Below are 15,910 nucleotides of genomic sequence, written 5' to 3'. Positions count from 1 at the left end.
AGCACCACTACATGGCGTTCAGCTGCGCCACGGGTAAGCACCGTCGTCCCGGCCGTCTCCAGCGCACCACCGCCCGTGCGGCGGGCGTCGCGGCGCTCACCACCACCGGCGTCCTCGCCACCGTGGCCTCCCCGGCCCTGGCCGCCGAGCCCACCGTCGAGCAGACCGGCCTCATCCCCGTCCTCACCGTGAACGACTCGGTCGCCCAGCAGGTCGACGACCAGGCCGCCGCGCAGAAGCAGGCGGCCGCGGAGAAGGCCGCCGCGGAGGCCGCGCGCGAGAGGGCCGTGAAGAAGGCGAAGCTGGAGCGCGAGGCCCGGGCCCGCGCCGCCCGCGAGGCCGAGCGCAAGCGGCTCAACACGTTCGTGACGCCGATCGCGCACTCCTACGTGTCCACCGGGTACCGCACCGGCGGCTCCCTGTGGTCCTCCGGCACCCACACCGGCATCGACTTCCACGCCGCGAGCGGCACCACCGTGCACGCGGTCGGCCACGGCACGGTCGTCGCGGCCGGCTGGGGCGGCGCCTACGGCAACCAGGTCGTGATCCGCATGAGCGACGGCGTGTACACCCAGTACGGGCACCTGTCGTCGCTGGCCGTCTCCGTCGGCCAGACGGTCGTCCCCGGCCAGCAGCTCGGCCTCTCGGGCGCGACCGGCAACGCGACCGGCCCGCACCTGCACTTCGAGGCGCGCACCACGGCCGAGTACGGCTCGGACATCGACCCGATCGCGTACCTGCGCAAGCACGGCGTGAACGTCTGACGCCACCCGGCGACGGACACCCGCGGCCCCGGCTCCCCGAGCCGGGGCTTTCGCGTTTCTCACGGCCCGTTGTCCAAAAAATATCCCTGGATTCCGGACCGGCGTCGGAAATTCCGGCCGTTTGCATTAGAGTCGCTGAGCACACGTCGTCATCGACGTTTCACGGGGATTAATGCGGAGGTCGGTCATGCGCATTCCCGCGCACTCGGTGTGCACGGCCATCCGCGACGACATCGTCGCGGGTGTCTACGAGCGCGGAGGCCGGCTGACCGAGGAACTCCTCGCCCGCCGTTACGGCGTCTCGCGGGTCCCCGTCCGGGAGGCCCTGCGCACCCTGGAGGCCGAGGGTTTCGTGGTCACGCGGCGGCACGCGGGCGCGTGCGTCGCCGAGCCGACCGAGCAGGAGGCCGCCGACCTGCTGGAGATGCGCCTGCTCCTCGAGCCGCTCGGCGCCTCCCGGGCCGCCCAGCGTCGCACCGAGGCACACCTCAAGGTGCTGCGCGGCCTGGTGCGGCTCGGCCAGGAGCGGGCCCGGCGGGGCAGCAGCGACGACCTGCGGTCCCTGGGCGGCTGGTTCCACGAGACGCTCGCCCAGGCCTCCGGCAGCCACGCCCTGACGTCCACGCTCACCCAGCTGCGCCACAAGATCGCCTGGATGTACTCCGTGGAGGCCCCCGCGAGCCCGGCGGACACCTGGGCGGAGCACGGGGCGATCGTCGACGCGGTGGCGCGCGGCGACGGCGAGCGCGCGCGGGCGGTCACGGCGCTGCACACCGAGCGCTCCACGAGCGCGCACCGGCTGCGCTTCTCCGGCGGCGGGGACCGCCAGGACCGTGTGAGGACTTCGCAACATCCCGTAAACATCTCGGGCCAGCGGCATTAACACGAGCGCCGTATACAAAGAAGAGTTATTCGACGGCCGGGTTTTCGGGCTGTCTTTTTGTGCGTCCGTCGTGAATTCGCGACGGCGCTCCTTCCGTGTGCCCGCGCGCGGAATTCCGGGCGCCCGAGCATTTCCCGGGCGGGATCGTGGCACGGTCCGAGAACGGCTCCGAAAACGGTCGGACGGCATCCGGGGGGACGACGAAGCCGCGCCGCCCGGTGCGGGCGGCGCGGCTCGGCGTACGGCGGTGGGCGTCCTCCCGCGCGGGGAGTGACGGCCCGGTGCTCAGACGGTCTCGGGAAGCTCCTCGAGCCCCTCGGCGACCAGCTTCGCCAGCCGGTCGAGGGCGGCGTCCGCGCCCTCGGCGTCGGAGGCGAGCACGATCTCCTCGCCGCCCTGGGCGCCCAGGCCCAGCACGGCCAGCATGGAGGCCGCGTTGACGGGGTTGCCGTCGGCCTTGGCGATCGTCACGGGGACGCCTGTGGCCGTGGCGGCCCGGACGAAGATGGAAGCGGGGCGGGCGTGGAGGCCCTCGGCCCAGCCGACGTTGACGCGGCGCTCAGCCATGTGATGCTGCCCTTCAGTGTCTCAGGGTTGTCTAGACCAGTGTTCCACATCGTGACGCGTGCCCTCGAGGGTCCTGCGATCCCCTCCGGAGGGGGCGCCGGGCCGCGGCCTCGACCCGGGCTGCGTCCTCCACAGACTGCCTCGCGCCGTTGTCGGACGCTAGCCGTACGCTGGGCCCCATGCAGAGCGCCTCGGACCGGCCGGAGTACCCCGCCCACTGGGAAGCCGACGTGGTGCTGCGCGACGGCGGCACCGCGCGCATCCGCCCGATCACCGTCGACGACGCCGAGCGCCTGGTCAGCTTCTACGAGCAGGTGTCGGACGAGTCGAAGTACTACCGCTTCTTCGCGCCCTACCCGCGCCTGTCCGCCAAGGACGTCCACCGCTTCACGCACCACGACTTCGTGGACCGGGTGGGACTCGCCGCCACGGTCGGCGGCGAGTTCATCGCCACCGTACGCTACGACCGGATCGGCGCCGACGGCATGGCCGCCTCCGCGCCCGCCGACGAGGCCGAGGTCGCCTTCCTCGTGCAGGACGCCCACCAGGGCCGGGGCGTCGCCTCCGCCCTGCTCGAACACATCGCCGCCGTCGCGCGGGAGCGCGGCATCCGCCGCTTCGCCGCCGAGGTGCTGCCCGCCAACACCAAGATGATCAAGGTGTTCACCGACGCCGGCTACACCCAGAAGCGCAGCTTCGAGGACGGCGTCGTCCGCCTGGAGTTCGACCTGGAGCCCACCGAGCGCTCCCTCGCCGTGCAGCGCGCGCGGGAACAGCGTGCCGAGGCCCGCTCGGTCCGGCGGCTGCTGGCACCCGGCTCGGTCGCCGTCATCGGCACCGGCCGCACCCCCGGCGGCGTCGGCCGCGGCCTGCTGCACAACATCCGCGCGTCCGGCTTCACCGGACGCCTGCACGCGGTCAACAAGGCGTTCCCCGACGACCTCCGGGAACTCGACGGCGTGCCCGCCCACCGGTCCGTGCGGGACATCGACGGCCCGGTCGACCTCGCCGTCGTCGCCGTCCCCGCCGAGCACGTGCCCGAGGCCGTCACCGAGTGCGGCGCCCACGGCGTGCAGGGACTCGTCGTGGTCTCCGCCGGGTACGCCGAGAGCGGCCCCGAGGGGCGCGAACGCCAGCGCGCGCTCGTCCGCCAGGCACGCGCGTACGGCATGCGGATCATCGGCCCGAACTCCTTCGGCGTCATCAACACCTCTCCGGAGGTGCTCCTCAACGCCTCCCTCGCACCCGAGCTGCCCCGGGCCGGCCGGATCGGCCTGTTCACCCAGTCCGGCGCGATCGGCACCGCCCTGCTGTCCCGGCTGCACCGGCGCGGCGGCGGCGTCACCGGCGTGACCGGCGTGTCGACATTCGTCTCCGCCGGCAACCGCGCGGACGTCTCCGGCAACGACGTCCTGCAGTACTGGTACGACGACCCGGACACCGACGTCGTCCTGATGTACCTCGAGTCCATCGGCAACCCCCGCAAGTTCACCCGCCTCTCGCGGCGCACGGCGGTCGCCAAGCCGCTGGTCGTCGTACAGGGCGCCGGATCGGCACCGCAGGGCCACGCCGTGCGCGCCACGCGCCTGCCGCACACCACCGTCTCCGCGCTGCTGCGGCAGGCCGGCGTCATCCGCGTCGACACCATCACCGAACTCGTCGACACCGGCCTGCTGCTCGCCCGCCAGCCGCTGCCCCGCGGGCCCAAGGTGGCCATCCTGGGCAACTCCGAGTCGCTCGGCGTCCTCACGTACGACGCCTGCGTGTCCGCCGGGCTGCGCCCCCAGCCCCCGCGCGACCTCACCACCCAGGCCTCCGCCGACGACTTCCACGCGGCCCTCTCGCGCGCCCTGGCCGACGACACCTGCGACGCGGTGGTGGTGACGGCGATCCCGGCGATCGGCGAGTCCTCCCCCGGGGACGCCGAGCTGGCCGAGGCCCTGCGGTCCGCCGCGGCCGCGGTGCCCACCAAGCCGGTGCTCGTCGTCCACGTCGAGCTGGGCGGCCTGGCCGAGGCCCTGTCCGCAGCGACCAGCACCGCGCCCCAGGCCACCGGCTCCGCGCCCCCCGCCCGCGGCACCACGCGCGCGCCCGACACGACCACGGGGCCGCCCGCGGAACCGGCCGCCGTACCGACGCCGGCCACGGCCACCACCACCGGGCCGAGCGGCGCGGCAGCGGCCCCCGCCCCACAGACCCCCACCCCCCAGCCCCCCGCCCCCGAGGACTCCCGCCTCATCCCCGCCTACCCCGCCGCCGAACGCGCGGTGCGCGCCCTCGCCGAGGCCGTCCGCTACGGGCAGTGGCGCCGCGACGCCGCCGACCCCGGCAGGGTGCCCGAGTACGAGGACATCGACGAGAAGGGCGCCGCCCGCCTGATCGACGGCCTGCTCGCCCGCGGACAGGGCCTCACCCTCGGCCCCGACGACGCCTGCGAACTCCTCGGCCGCTACGGCATCCGGGTCCGCCGTGCCCTGCCCGCGCCCACCCCGGACGACGCCGCCCGCGCCGCCCGCGACCTCGGCTACCCCGTCGCCCTGAAGGCCACCGCCCCGCACCTGCGGCACCGCGCCGACCTCGGCGGCGTCCGGCTCGACCTCGCGGACGAGGAACAACTGCGCCGGGCGTACGCCGAGTTGACCGGGCTGTTCGGCAAGCCCGAGGAGCTGCGGCCGGTCGTCCAGGGCATGGCGCCGCGCGGGGTCGACACGGTCGTACGGGCCGTGATCGACCCGGCGGCCGGAGCGGTGCTGTCCTTCGGGCTCGCCGGGGCCGCCTCCCAGCTGCTCGACGACATGGCGCACCGCCTGGTGCCGGTCACCGACCGCGACGCCACCTCGCTGGTGCGGTCGATCCGCACGGCACCGCTGCTGTTCGGCTGGCGCGGGTCCACGCCCGTGGACACCCCGGCCCTGGAGGACCTGCTGCTGCGGCTGTCCCGGCTGGTCGACGACCACCCGGAGGTCGTCGCGGTGACCCTGGAGCCGGTCGTCGTCGCCCCGCACGGCCTGAGCGTGCTCGACGCGTCCGTCCGCCTGGCCCCGCCGCCCGCCCGCGACGACCTGGGCCCGCGGACACTCCCCGTGTACTGAGACGACGCGCGGGCGTCCCTCGCAGTCAGTGGGTCCCCGTAGGATGGAGCACATGGCCAAGACCAGTACGACGACCCAGGGGCTGCGTGCGGCGATCGAGCGCAGCGGCTACTACCCGGCCCTCGTGGCCGAGGCGGTGGAGGCCGCCGTGGGCGGCGAGCCCATCCGGTCGTACCTGGTCCACCAGGAGACCACGTTCGACCAGAACGAGGTCCGCCGCCACGTGACCGTACTGGTCCTCACCGCCCACCGCTTCATCGTCAGCCACACCGACGAGCAGGCCGCCGACGACACCTCCCCGACGCCGTACGCCACGACCTCCACGGAGTCGGTGAAGATCGGCCGGATCTCCTCGGTGGTGGTCAGCCGGGTGGTCGCCAACCCCGAGTCGTACACGCCGGGCACCCTCCCGCGCGAGGTCGTGCTGACCATCGGCTGGGGCGCGGTCTCCCGCATCGACCTGGAGCCGGCCGCCTGCGGCGACCCCAACTGCGACGCCGACCACGGCTACACGGGCAACTCGACGGCCGACGACCTCAGCCTGCGCGTGAGCGAGGCGGGCGACGGGCCCGAGACGGTGCGCCAGGCGCTCGCCTTCGCCCAGTCGCTCTCCGAGGCGACCGCGGACCTCACCCGCTGATGACCCAGTCCGCGCCCTGGGACCAGCACGCCGAGCCGCTGGCCGTCGGCTCCGCCCCCGCTCCGCAGTACGGCAGCGGCTCCCTCGCCGACCTGCTGCCCACGCTCGCCGCGGGCGCGGGCGTGCCCGGCCTGACGGCCACCATCGAGGAACTGTCCCCGGCCGACCGCAACTGCGTGTTCCTGGTCGACGGCCTCGGCTGGGAGCAGCTGAGGGCCCACCCGGACGAGGCGCCGTTCCTCACCTCGCTGCTGCCCGCCTCCCGCGGCGGCACCGGTCGCCCGATCACCGCCGGCTACCCGGCGACCACCGCGACCTCCCTCGCCTCCGTCGGCACCGGCCTGCCGCCCGGCGCCCACGGCCTGCCCGGCTACACGGTGCGCAACCCGCAGACCGGCGAGCTGATGAACCAGCTGCGCTGGCAGCCGTGGACCGCACCGGGCGCCTGGCAGCCGTACCCGACGGTCTTCCAGCTCGCCCACGACGCGGGCGTGCACGCCGCCCAGGTGTCCTCGCCGACCTTCCAGAACACCCCGCTGACCAAGGTCGCGCTCAGCGGCGGCACCTTCCACGGACGCCTCACCGGCGAGGAGCGCGTGGACTTCGCCGCCGGGCAACTCGCCGCCGCCGACCGCGCGCTGGTCTACACGTACTACGCCGAGCTGGACGGCGCCGGCCACCGCTACGGCGTCGCCTCCGACACCTGGCGCGGCCAGCTCATGTACGTCGACCGGTTGGCGCAGCGCCTCGCCGAGCAACTCCCGCCGCGCAGCGCGCTGTACGTCACCGCCGACCACGGGATGGTCGACATCCCGTTCGACGAGGAACACCGCATCGACTTCGACGAGGACTGGGAGCTGCGCGCCGGCGTGGCCCTGCTCGGCGGCGAGGGCCGCGCCCGCCACGTCTACGCGGTGCCGGGCGCCGCGAACGACGTGCTGACCTGCTGGCGCGAGGTGCTGGGGGAGCAGTTCTGGGTGGCCTCGCGGGACGAGGCGATCGAGGCGGGCTGGTTCGGGCCGCGCGTCGACGACCGGGTGTACGCGCGCATCGGTGACGTGGTCGCCGCCGCGTACGACGACGTGCTCCTGATCGCCTCGGAGCGCGAGCCGAAGGAGTCCGCCATGGTCGGCAACCACGGCTCGCTCACTCCTGCCGAGCAGTTCGTCCCGCTGCTCGAAGTACGAACCTGACGCCTCCCGCCCCCGTCCACGCCCCGTTGCTCCCCCCATGCCGAAAGGTGCTCGACTCCCCATGCCCGAGCTGGTGTTCTTCTCCGGAACCATGGACTGCGGGAAGTCCACCCTGGCGCTCCAGATAGAGCACAACCGCTCCTCGCGCGGCCTGGTCGGCATGATCTTCACCCGGGACGACCGCGCCGGCCAGGGGAAGCTGTCCTCGCGGCTCGGCCTGGTCACCGACGCGGTCGAGGTCGAGGACGGACGGGACCTGTACGCGTACCTCGTCGAGCACCTGTCGCAGGGCGGCCGCGCGGACTACGTGATCGCCGACGAGGCGCAGTTCCTGGCGGAGGAGCAGATCGACCAGCTCGCGCGCGTGGTCGACGACCTGGGCATCGACGTCTACGCGTTCGGCATCACGACCGACTTCCGCTCGAAGCTGTTCCCCGGCTCCCAGCGCCTCGTCGAACTCGCCGACCGGGTGGAGGTCCTCCAAGTGGAGGCATTGTGCTGGTGCGGCGCCCGCGCCACCCACAACGCCCGTACGGTGGGCGGTGTCATGGTCGTCGAGGGCGCGCAGGTCGTCGTCGGCGACGTCGACCAGTCGGCCACCGTGGGCTACGAGGTGCTGTGCCGACGCCACCACCGCCGCCGCATGACGGCGGCGACGGCCCGCGCGGCGGCCCTGTCGCCCGACGTGCTGCCGGTCACCCAGGCCTGACGAGCGGCGGCGCCTACGGCTTGCGCGCCAGCGTCGCGGCGATGAGGTGCTCCCAGACGGTCAGCTCCCGAGGCGCCTGACCGCGCCACGGACCGTCGGCCTCGGTCACCTCGTCGGGGTGCCACAGGGACGCCGGGACGACGCCCGGTTCGAGTATCTCCAGGCCGTCCAGCAGGGCCAGGATCTCCTCGTCGGTGCGCCACCGGCCCCGGCCGAACGTCTGCTGCAGGACCGTCTCTGCCTCCGCCGTCTCGGCGTTGTTGCCGGACCGGAAGTGGCTGACGAAGAAGTAACTCCCCGACGGCACCTGGTCCTTCCAGTAGCGGACGATGCCGGCCGGGTCCTCCTCGTCGTTCACGTGGTGCAGGATGGCGCTGAACATCACGGCGACGGGCCGCTCGAAGTCGATGAGCTCGACGGTGTCCGGGTGGTGGCGTATCGCCTCGGGTTCGCGCACGTCCGCCGCGACCACGCGCGTGTGCTCGTTCCTCTCCAGCAGCGCGCGGCCGTGCACCAGCACCTGCGGGTCGGTGTCGACGTATATGACCCGCGACCCCGGCGCGTGCCGCTGCGCCACCTCGTGCACGTTGTCGGCGGTCGGCAGGCCGCTCCCCAGGTCGACGAACTGCCGTACGCCGGTGGTCGTAGCGATCTCCCGGACCGCCCGGGTCAGCGCCGCGCGGTTGGCGAACGCGATCGCAACCGAACCGGGCAGGTCACGCTTGAACACGTCTCCCACCTCCCGGTCGACCGCGTAGTTGTCCTTGCCGCCGAGCAGGTAGTCGTAGACGCGCGCGATGCTCGGCTTGGTGGGGTCGATGGAGAGGCCTTCGGTCATGGGCGTCATTCTTTCCCGCAAACGCCCTCCCTGACCATGGTTTTGGGCGCGGAGGGCGGAGGGATCCCCGAAGACGTCCCGTGCGGGCCCCGCGGCGGTGGCCCTCAGCGCGGCCCCTCCACGAGGGCGAGCTCGGCCCCCTCGGGGTCGGAGACCGTCGCCACGCGCCCGTGGGCGCCGTCGTGGGGCGCGGTGAGCACCCGCCCGCCCAGCTCGGTGACGAGGGACAGGGCCGCCTCGACGTCCGTGACCTGGAAGTACGTCATCCAGTGCGGCCCCCGGTCCCGGGGCAGTGCGGTACCGACGCCGTGCAGGCCGGCGACCGGGCGGCCGTCGAGGCAGAGGGTCACGTGGTCCGGGTCGGCGGGGTCCGGGGCCCGGCGCTCGTAACCGAACACCGTCTCGTAGAACTTGACGACGCCGGCCGTCTCGATGGTCACCAGCTCGTTCCACGCGGGCGTGCCGTGCACACCCGTGATGCCGGTGCCGAGGTGGGCGGCCCCCTGCCAGATGCCGAACACCGCGCCGGAGGGGTCGGAGCCGATGGCGAGGCGGCCGAAGTCGGCGGCCTCCAGGGGGCCCACGCCGATGGTGCCGCCGCACAGCCGCACCGTCTCGGCGGTGGCGTCGACGTCGTCCGAGGCGAGGTAGGGCGTCCAGGCGACCGGCAGGTGCCGGTCCGGCGAGAGCTGGCCGATGCCGGCCACCTCACGGCCGTCGAGCAGGGCCCGCGCGTACGGGCCCAGTTGCGGTGGTCCGGGCACGAACTCCCAGCCGAACACGGCTCCGTAGAACTCCTGCGTGGCCGTCAACCCGTGCGCCATCAAACTCACCCAGCAGGGTGTGCCGGGCGCGTACCGAGCGTGCGCTTCGCCGTTGTGTCCGGCCGACCCACGTGCCCCGGTCATCGTCACTCTCTTCTCGGCCCCTCGTGGTGGCCGCGTCGCTTCCGCCCTCCGGCCGTCGCGCAGATGGTCGCACCACCGGTGGTACCGCGCGCCACGGGGCGCGCCGTCGCACGGTGGCCCGCGACCGGAGGATGCCCGATGTGCGGTGTCCCGTCCGTTTCGGTGCGGTGGCCGATGCCTGTCGATCGGCTGTACGGCACGTGCCCGGTCCCGTACGCCACGTGACCGGGCCTGCCCGGCGGAGCAGAGTAGCCGGACATCGACGGCGGGGCCACCCCGTGCGCGAGGATGGGCCCATGAACGCCATCATCTCCGCATCCGAACTCGCGAGCGCCCTGGCCGGCGGGACCCCGCCGGTGCTGCTCGACGTCCGCTGGCAGCTCAGCGTGGCGAAGGCGGCCGGGGAGCCGCCCTTCGACGGCCGCGCCGAATACCTGGCCGGACACCTCCCGGGCGCCGTCTTCGTCGACCTGGACCGGGAGTTGGCCGGCACCGCTGGTGCCGCGGGGCGCCATCCGCTGCCGGACCTGGCGGAGTTCGGCGCCGCGATGCGCCGGGCGGGCGTGTCGGCGGCGCGGCCGGTCGTCGTGTACGACGGCGGGCAGGGCTGGGCGGCGGCACGCGCGTGGTGGCTGCTGCGCTGGACGGGTCACCCGGACGTGAGTGTGCTCGACGGCGGGTTGACGGCGTGGGAGGGACCGCTCTCCACGGACGTCCCCTCGCCGGCCGAAGGCGACTTCGCACCCGTTCCCGCGGCCGCAGGCCTGCTCGACGCGGACGGGGCCGCGGCGCTGGCCCGCTCCGGAGTCCTGTTCGACGCGCGCGCGGGTGAGCGGTACCGCGGCGACGTCGAGCCCATCGACCGGGTCGGCGGGCACATCCCGGGCGCCGTCTCCGCGCCCACCAACGACAACGTCGGCCCGGACGGCCGGTTCCTGCCCGCCGAGGAGCTCGGCGCGCGCTTCAAGGCGCTGGGCGCCACCGACGGCACCGAGGTCGGCGTGTACTGCGGCTCGGGCGTGTCGGGGGCGCACGAGGTGCTGGCGCTGGCGGTGGCGGGCATCCAGGCGGCGCTGTACGTCGGTTCCTGGTCGGAGTGGTCGTCGGACCCGTCGCGTCCGGTGGCCGTGGGACCGGACCCGCAGTGACACGGTTGAGGGCCGCACCGTTCCCGGCGCGGCCCTCACCGCTGTGTCCTGGCCCTGTCCTGCTCTGCCTCTACTCCTGCTTCTTGCGGCGCGTCCCGAAGACGATCTCGTCCCAGCTCGGGACCGCCGCGCGGCGGCCCGGGCGGACGCCGTCCGCCTCGGCCTGACGGTCCGTCGCGCCGACCAGGCGGTCGCGGTGGCTGCCGACCGAGCGCGGCATGAGGACGTCCGCGTAGGCGGAGCCGGCGGACGCGGCCGGCGCCGGGGGCTCCTCGGCGGCCGGCTCCGGCACGGGCTCGTCGTCGGGCTCGTCCGAGGGGCGCTCCGGGACGACCAGGTCGCCGCGGAAGCTCGGCACCGCCTCCAAGAGGCTGGTCAGCGAGTCCCGTTCGCGCTCGGTGCTCTCCTCGGCCGACTCGGAGGCCTGCGCGGGCAAGCTCGGCCGGTCGAGGGCGCGGTCCATCCCGCGGTCGCGCGGCAGGCGCGCGATGCGCGGGACGAACGGGAAGCTGGGCTCCGGCGCGGCGAGGTCGTCGGACTCGCCGATCAGCGAGCGCGCCTCCTCGTCGACGGCCTGGACGAGCCGCCGGGGCGGGTCGTACGTCCAGCTCGCCGAGTGGGGTTCGCCCGCCACCTGGTAGGCCAGCATGACCTCCCAGGTGCCGTCGTCGCGGCGCCAGGAGTCCCACTGCACGGTGTCCTTCTCGGCGCCGCGCAGCAGCAGACGCTCCTGGACGGCCTCGCCGAGCTGGGGTCCCGCGGCGTTCTCACCGGGGCGGCGGACGGGCGTCTTGCGGGCCCGCTCGGCCATGAAAGCGCGCTCGGCGAGCACGGGCCCCTCGAAGCGGCGCACGCGGTCGACGGGGATGCCGGCCATCTGGGCGACCTCTTCCGCGGTCGCGCCGGCACGTATGCGCGCCTGGATGTCACGGGGGCGGAGATGGCTCTCCACCTCGATCTCGATCTGGCCGAGGCGGGGACGGTCGCCGCGCACGGCGGCGCGGAGCCGTTCGTCGATCGGAAGCGTGTACTCCGTGCTGTCCGCAGCCTTCAGCACCAGCCGTGTGCCGTCATTCGAGACGGCCACGACACGCAGTTCGGGCATGGGGACCTCCCGGGTGGTGCCTGCCGACGTCACGTGCGTCGCTGCTTCCGCTAGTCGAGTGTGGCCTGCCCGGGTGCAGCCTGCCACAACCTTGCCGAGTTGCCCGGCGTGTCGGGCTCGGACCCCGGATCGCCGTTATGGCACGGTTACCTGTTCGCCACGCTGAGTGACCAACTCGCTCACCCTGAGCAACAAGCCCCCTCCCGGCGGTCCAGCAAGGCCCCGGACACCCCTGGCGGGAGTCCGGACCCAGGGCTCGCAACAGTACTCCATTTGGGCCACGTGCGTGGATTGGCGCGCCGCCCAACTTCTGGCAAGGCGTGCGACTTGGCCGACCGTCACGCGGCCGTCGTGATCGTTCACGTGGCGTACTTCACGGAATCCCCGGAATCGGAACCATCGATTTCGCTCGTACGTCCCCTTCTTGTGCAGTTGGCCGATCAAGGGTGATTGGCCGGTCAACGTGTGGATCATGTGGATCGTGGATCACGTACGGGAAAGGCAGGCAAGGTTCCGGAATGCGCGAAAGGCCCGATGCCGTCGACACGTCGACCCCAGGAGGGGAGAGCGCCGAGGAAGTGGCGGCGCCGCCGGGGAAACGCCTCGACCTGAGCGTCCCCCAGGTGGCCGGCAGCGCCGTGGCGGCCGTGATCGCCGCCAAGCTCGCCTCGTACTTCGGGGTCTACGGCACGATCCTGGGCGCCGGTGTCGTCAGCATCGTCGCCACCTGCGGCGGCACGGTCTTCCAGCACTTCTTCAGCCGGACCGGTGAGCAGCTCCGTGGGGCGACCGTCGCCGCCCGGCCGCGCGAGACCTCGGCACCGAGGGCGCGTTCGGCACCCGGCGGGCCCCGCGGACCCCGGGCGCCGGGGGAGTACTCGGCGGGCACGGTCTACCGCGCGCGGACCCGGAGCTGGAAGCGCCCGGTCGTCGCGGCCGCACTGGTGTTCGGCGTCACCATGGCCGGGATCACCGCGTACGAACTGGTGTCGGGCGACAGCTTCAGCGGCGGCCGGGGCACCACCGTCAGCGACGCGGTCACCGGCGGCACCTCCCGGTCCGGCTCCGGGGGCGACCCCTCCCCGACGCCGCCCGCCGCGACACCGTCCGCCGACGGCGACCCGACCCCCTCGGCCGGTCCGTCCTCCGGCACCCCGACGGACGAGGGCGGTACGGCCACGGACAGCGGCACGCCGTCCGGCGCGACCCCCAGCCCCACCCCCACGCCGGGTGCCACGGGGGACACCGGGTCGGACGCCTCGCAGACCCCGGCACCCGGCGCCTCCGACGGGGCCGGCACCGCCCCTACTGGCCCAGCACCCTCCGCAGGTAGTCGTTCTGGAACAGCCGGTCCGGGTCCAGCCGGTCCCGAAGCGCCGTGAACTCCCCGAAGCGCGGGTAGACCGAGGCGAAGTACGCCGCGTCGCGCGTGTGCACCTTGCCCCAGTGCGGCCGGCCCTCGTGGGCGGTGAAGATCCGCTCGGCGTCGGTGAAGTACCGCTGGTAGGCCGTCCCCCGCATCATGTGGACGGCGATGTACGCGCTGTCCCGGCCGGACGCGGTGGACAGGGTGATGTCGTCGGCCGGCGCCGTGCGCACCTCGACCGGGAAGCTGACGCGCAGCCCGGATCGCTCGACCATGGCCTTCAGCTCGCGCAGCGCCCCGGTCACCGCCTCGCGCGGAACGGCGTACTCCATCTCCACGAAGCGCACCCGGCGCGGGGAGGTGAAGACCTTGTACGGGATGTCGGTGTAGGTGCGCGCGGAGAGCGCCTTGCTGGAGATCCGGGCGATCGCCGGGATGGTCGCGGGCACCGCCTGGCCGACCCACTGGGCCGCCTGGAACACGCCGTTGGAGAGGAACTCGTCCTCGAACCAGCCCGCGAGCTGCGGCACCGGCTTCCGGGGGCCCGCGCTGCGGTTGTTGCGCTTGGTGTTGGTGTTGCCGGTGTGCGGGAACCAGTAGAACTCGAAGTGCTCGTTCTCGGCCCACAGTTCGTCGAAGTCGGCGAGCACCTTGTCGAACGGCATCGGCTCCTCGCGCGCGGAGAGCAGGAAGACCGGCTCCACGGCGAAGGTGAGGGCGGTGACCACGCCGAGCGCGCCGAGCCCGATCCGGGCGGCGGCGAAGACGTCCGGGTTCTCCTTCTCGGAGCAGGTGAGCACCGAGCCGTCGGCGGTCACCAGCTCCAGGCCCCGGATCTGGGCGGCGATGGAGCCGGACTCGCGGCCCGTGCCGTGCGTGCCCGTGCTGGTGGCGCCGGAGACCGTCTGCTCCATGATGTCGCCCATGTTGGTCAGCGACAGGCCCTCGCGCGCGAGGGCCACGTTGAGTCGCTTGAGCGGCGTCCCGGCCTCGACCGTGACGGTCATGGCGTCACGGTCGATGTCGCGGATGCCCGTCAACAGTTGAGGGCGGATCAACACTCCGTCCGTGGCGGCTATCGCCGTGAAGGAGTGCCCCGTGCCGACGGCCTTGACCGTCAGGCCGTCCTCGGCCGCCCGGCGGACCTCCGCGGCCAGTTCGTCCACGGAGGCGGGCGTGACCTCCCGCGCGGGCCGGGCGACGACGTTGCCGCCCCAGTTACGCCACGTTCCGTTCCTGCCGCTCGTCGTGCTGCTCAACGGTGCCTCCCCGACCCGGAGCCGGCCTGCTGAGCCGGCGGAACCCCAGGAAACCGACCAGGGCCGCGACGGCCCCGGACACCGCCGGGACCCCGTACCCGGCCCGGGCGCCGGCCGCGTCGATGACCCAGCCGGCCGCCGACGAACCCAGCGCCACACCGACCGCGAGCCCCGTGCTCACCCAGGTCATGCCCTCGGTCAGTTGTGCGCGTGGTACGTGCTCCTCGATCAGGGACATGGTCGTGATCATCGTGGGAGCGATGAACAGGCCCGCGACGAAGAGCGCCACGGCCAGAAACGGCAAGTTTCCGACCAGTAGGAGGGGGATCATACTCACGGACATCAGGAGCACGCCCAGGAGCCAGCGGCGTTCCGGCGCCCCCTTCACGTGCAGCAGTCCGAAGACCAGCCCGGCCACGCAGGAGCCCGCCGCGTACAGGGCGAGCACGACGCTCGCGGCGCTCTTGTGGCCCCGCTCGTCGGCGAAGGCGACGGTCACCACGTCGACCGCGCCGAAGATCGCACCGGTGGCCACGAAGGTGGCGACCAGCACCTGCAGGCCGGGGGAGCGCAGCGCCGTGCCACCGCGGCCGTCGCGCCCGCGCGGGTGCGGCTCCGGCTCGGTGGCGCGCTGGGCGGTCAGCCAGAAGACACCGGCCGCCAGGAAGCCCGCCGCCAGCAGCGGGCCCGCCTCCGGGAACCACGCCGTCGACAGGCCGATGGAGATGATCGGCCCGAAGATGAAGCACACCTCGTCCACCACGGACTCGAACGAGTACGCCGTGTGCAGCTGGGGCGTGCCCCGGTACACCGCCGCCCAGCGCGCCCGGATCATCGCGCCGAGGCTCGGCACCGAGCCGATGCCGGCCGCACACACGAACAGCACCGCCTCCGGCCAGTCGAAGTGCGCGGCGAGCAGCAGCCCGGCCGCCGCCGCGAGCGCCACCAGGGTCGCCGGGCGCAGCACCCGGCGCTGCCCGTGCTGGTCGACCAGGCGCGAGATCTGCGGCCCGATCAGCGCCGCCGAGAGCGCGATGGTCGCCGACAGCGCCCCCGCGAGTCCGTAGCGCCCGGTGAGCTGCGAGACCATCGTGACCACGCCGATGCCCATCATCGACAGCGGCATCCGGCCGATGAACCCGGCAGCCGAGAAGCTCCTGGAGCCGGGGGCGGCGAACAGGGCGCGGTAGGGGCTGGGCACGGGCGGCTCCGGTCGGTGCGGTCACGCGCGCGGGGACGGCGGGGTGCGCGGTGAGCTCGTAAGGTGCGAATGCAGTCGATACAGCTTACGAGTGAGGGCACCCTCATGCACCACCCGGGAGGGGGCCGGGAACTCCGTCGGCCGCCCCGCCGTTTTCCCGGTGTCAGCGGCTGGTGGCAGGATCGACCCATGCCAGACGTGCTCGATGCCACCCCGTACGACGCCCTGCTCCTGCTG

The 15,910-nt window shown here is 73.5% G+C and carries 14 protein-coding genes; 8 read left to right on the top strand and 6 right to left on the bottom strand.

Features of this window, described 5'->3' with window-relative positions; all coding sequences use genetic code 11:
* Nucleotides 1–11 precede the first annotated feature (11 nt).
* Nucleotides 12–764 (top strand): M23 family metallopeptidase, encoded by a 753-nt coding sequence (locus AQJ30_RS34765; protein WP_067241832.1) that lies wholly within the window; start codon nucleotides 12–14, stop codon nucleotides 762–764.
* 187 nt (nucleotides 765–951) lie between these two features.
* The gene (locus tag AQJ30_RS34760; RefSeq protein ID WP_067241830.1) at nucleotides 952–1,647 is read left to right on the top strand and encodes a GntR family transcriptional regulator; all 696 of its coding nucleotides are present in this window, start codon (nucleotides 952–954) and stop codon (nucleotides 1,645–1,647) included.
* Nucleotides 1,648–1,932: 285 nt separating this feature from the next.
* Here AQJ30_RS34760 and AQJ30_RS34755 read toward each other — a convergent pair whose 3' ends face one another.
* Nucleotides 1,933–2,214 carry an HPr family phosphocarrier protein gene (locus tag AQJ30_RS34755; RefSeq protein WP_029382363.1) on the bottom strand — a complete coding sequence of 94 codons (282 nt, stop codon included), beginning with the start codon at nucleotides 2,212–2,214 and terminating at the stop codon, nucleotides 1,933–1,935.
* Between the two features lie 179 nt (nucleotides 2,215–2,393).
* On the opposite strand from AQJ30_RS34755, the gene AQJ30_RS34750 reads away from it, so the two are divergent.
* From AQJ30_RS34750 to AQJ30_RS34735, 4 genes are all read left to right on the top strand, one after another.
* Nucleotides 2,394–5,306, top strand: a complete 2,913-nt coding sequence (locus AQJ30_RS34750; RefSeq protein ID WP_067241829.1) for a bifunctional acetate--CoA ligase family protein/GNAT family N-acetyltransferase — start codon at nucleotides 2,394–2,396, stop codon at nucleotides 5,304–5,306.
* A gap of 43 nt (nucleotides 5,307–5,349) precedes the next feature.
* The gene (locus AQJ30_RS34745; RefSeq protein WP_211279163.1) at nucleotides 5,350–5,946 is read left to right on the top strand and encodes a DUF5998 family protein; all 597 of its coding nucleotides are present in this window, start codon (nucleotides 5,350–5,352) and stop codon (nucleotides 5,944–5,946) included.
* Complete coding sequence (locus AQJ30_RS34740) at nucleotides 5,946–7,139, top strand: alkaline phosphatase family protein (protein WP_067241825.1); 1,194 nt, start codon at nucleotides 5,946–5,948, stop codon at nucleotides 7,137–7,139. Before AQJ30_RS34745 ends, AQJ30_RS34740 begins: the two co-directional genes overlap by 1 nt.
* A 61-nt stretch (nucleotides 7,140–7,200) precedes the next feature.
* Complete coding sequence (locus AQJ30_RS34735; protein ID WP_067241824.1) at nucleotides 7,201–7,848, top strand: thymidine kinase; 648 nt, start codon at nucleotides 7,201–7,203, stop codon at nucleotides 7,846–7,848.
* 13 nt (nucleotides 7,849–7,861) lie between these two features.
* Here AQJ30_RS34735 and AQJ30_RS34730 read toward each other — a convergent pair whose 3' ends face one another.
* Together AQJ30_RS34730 and AQJ30_RS34725 are read right to left on the bottom strand one after the other, a co-directional pair.
* The gene (locus tag AQJ30_RS34730) at nucleotides 7,862–8,695 is read right to left on the bottom strand and encodes an SAM-dependent methyltransferase (RefSeq protein WP_067241822.1); all 834 of its coding nucleotides are present in this window, start codon (nucleotides 8,693–8,695) and stop codon (nucleotides 7,862–7,864) included.
* 95 nt (nucleotides 8,696–8,790) lie between these two features.
* The gene (locus tag AQJ30_RS34725; protein ID WP_067241820.1) at nucleotides 8,791–9,594 is read right to left on the bottom strand and encodes a VOC family protein; all 804 of its coding nucleotides are present in this window, start codon (nucleotides 9,592–9,594) and stop codon (nucleotides 8,791–8,793) included.
* A gap of 296 nt (nucleotides 9,595–9,890) precedes the next feature.
* Here AQJ30_RS34725 and AQJ30_RS34720 point away from each other — a divergent pair, with 296 nt between their 5' ends.
* Nucleotides 9,891–10,742 (top strand): sulfurtransferase, encoded by an 852-nt coding sequence (locus tag AQJ30_RS34720; RefSeq protein WP_067241818.1) that lies wholly within the window; start codon nucleotides 9,891–9,893, stop codon nucleotides 10,740–10,742.
* Nucleotides 10,743–10,812: 70 nt separating this feature from the next.
* Here the strand turns inward: AQJ30_RS34720 and sepH are convergent, their stop codons facing one another.
* On the bottom strand, nucleotides 10,813–11,847 hold the full coding sequence (gene sepH / locus AQJ30_RS34715; RefSeq protein WP_067241816.1) for a septation protein SepH: 1,035 nt from the start codon (nucleotides 11,845–11,847) through the stop codon (nucleotides 10,813–10,815).
* A 518-nt stretch (nucleotides 11,848–12,365) separates the two neighbouring features.
* On the opposite strand from sepH, the gene AQJ30_RS34710 reads away from it, so the two are divergent.
* The gene (locus tag AQJ30_RS34710; RefSeq protein WP_067241815.1) at nucleotides 12,366–13,229 is read left to right on the top strand and encodes a hypothetical protein; all 864 of its coding nucleotides are present in this window, start codon (nucleotides 12,366–12,368) and stop codon (nucleotides 13,227–13,229) included.
* Here the strand turns inward: AQJ30_RS34710 and AQJ30_RS34705 are convergent.
* Both AQJ30_RS34705 and AQJ30_RS34700 read right to left on the bottom strand, forming a co-directional pair.
* The gene (locus AQJ30_RS34705; RefSeq protein ID WP_067241813.1) at nucleotides 13,153–14,472 is read right to left on the bottom strand and encodes a D-arabinono-1,4-lactone oxidase; all 1,320 of its coding nucleotides are present in this window, start codon (nucleotides 14,470–14,472) and stop codon (nucleotides 13,153–13,155) included. The two genes, AQJ30_RS34710 and AQJ30_RS34705, sit on opposite strands and share 77 nt — an antisense overlap.
* Nucleotides 14,432–15,673 (bottom strand): MFS transporter, encoded by a 1,242-nt coding sequence (locus AQJ30_RS34700; RefSeq protein WP_067241811.1) that lies wholly within the window; start codon nucleotides 15,671–15,673, stop codon nucleotides 14,432–14,434. The genes AQJ30_RS34705 and AQJ30_RS34700 overlap by 41 nt, the downstream gene beginning before the upstream one ends.
* Nucleotides 15,674–15,910 lie beyond the last annotated feature (237 nt).

The sequence above is a fragment of the Streptomyces longwoodensis genome, from assembly GCF_001514125.1.
In the GTDB taxonomy this organism is placed as follows: domain Bacteria; phylum Actinomycetota; class Actinomycetes; order Streptomycetales; family Streptomycetaceae; genus Streptomyces; species Streptomyces longwoodensis.
This window is presented reverse-complemented; position numbering and strand designations above follow the sequence as displayed.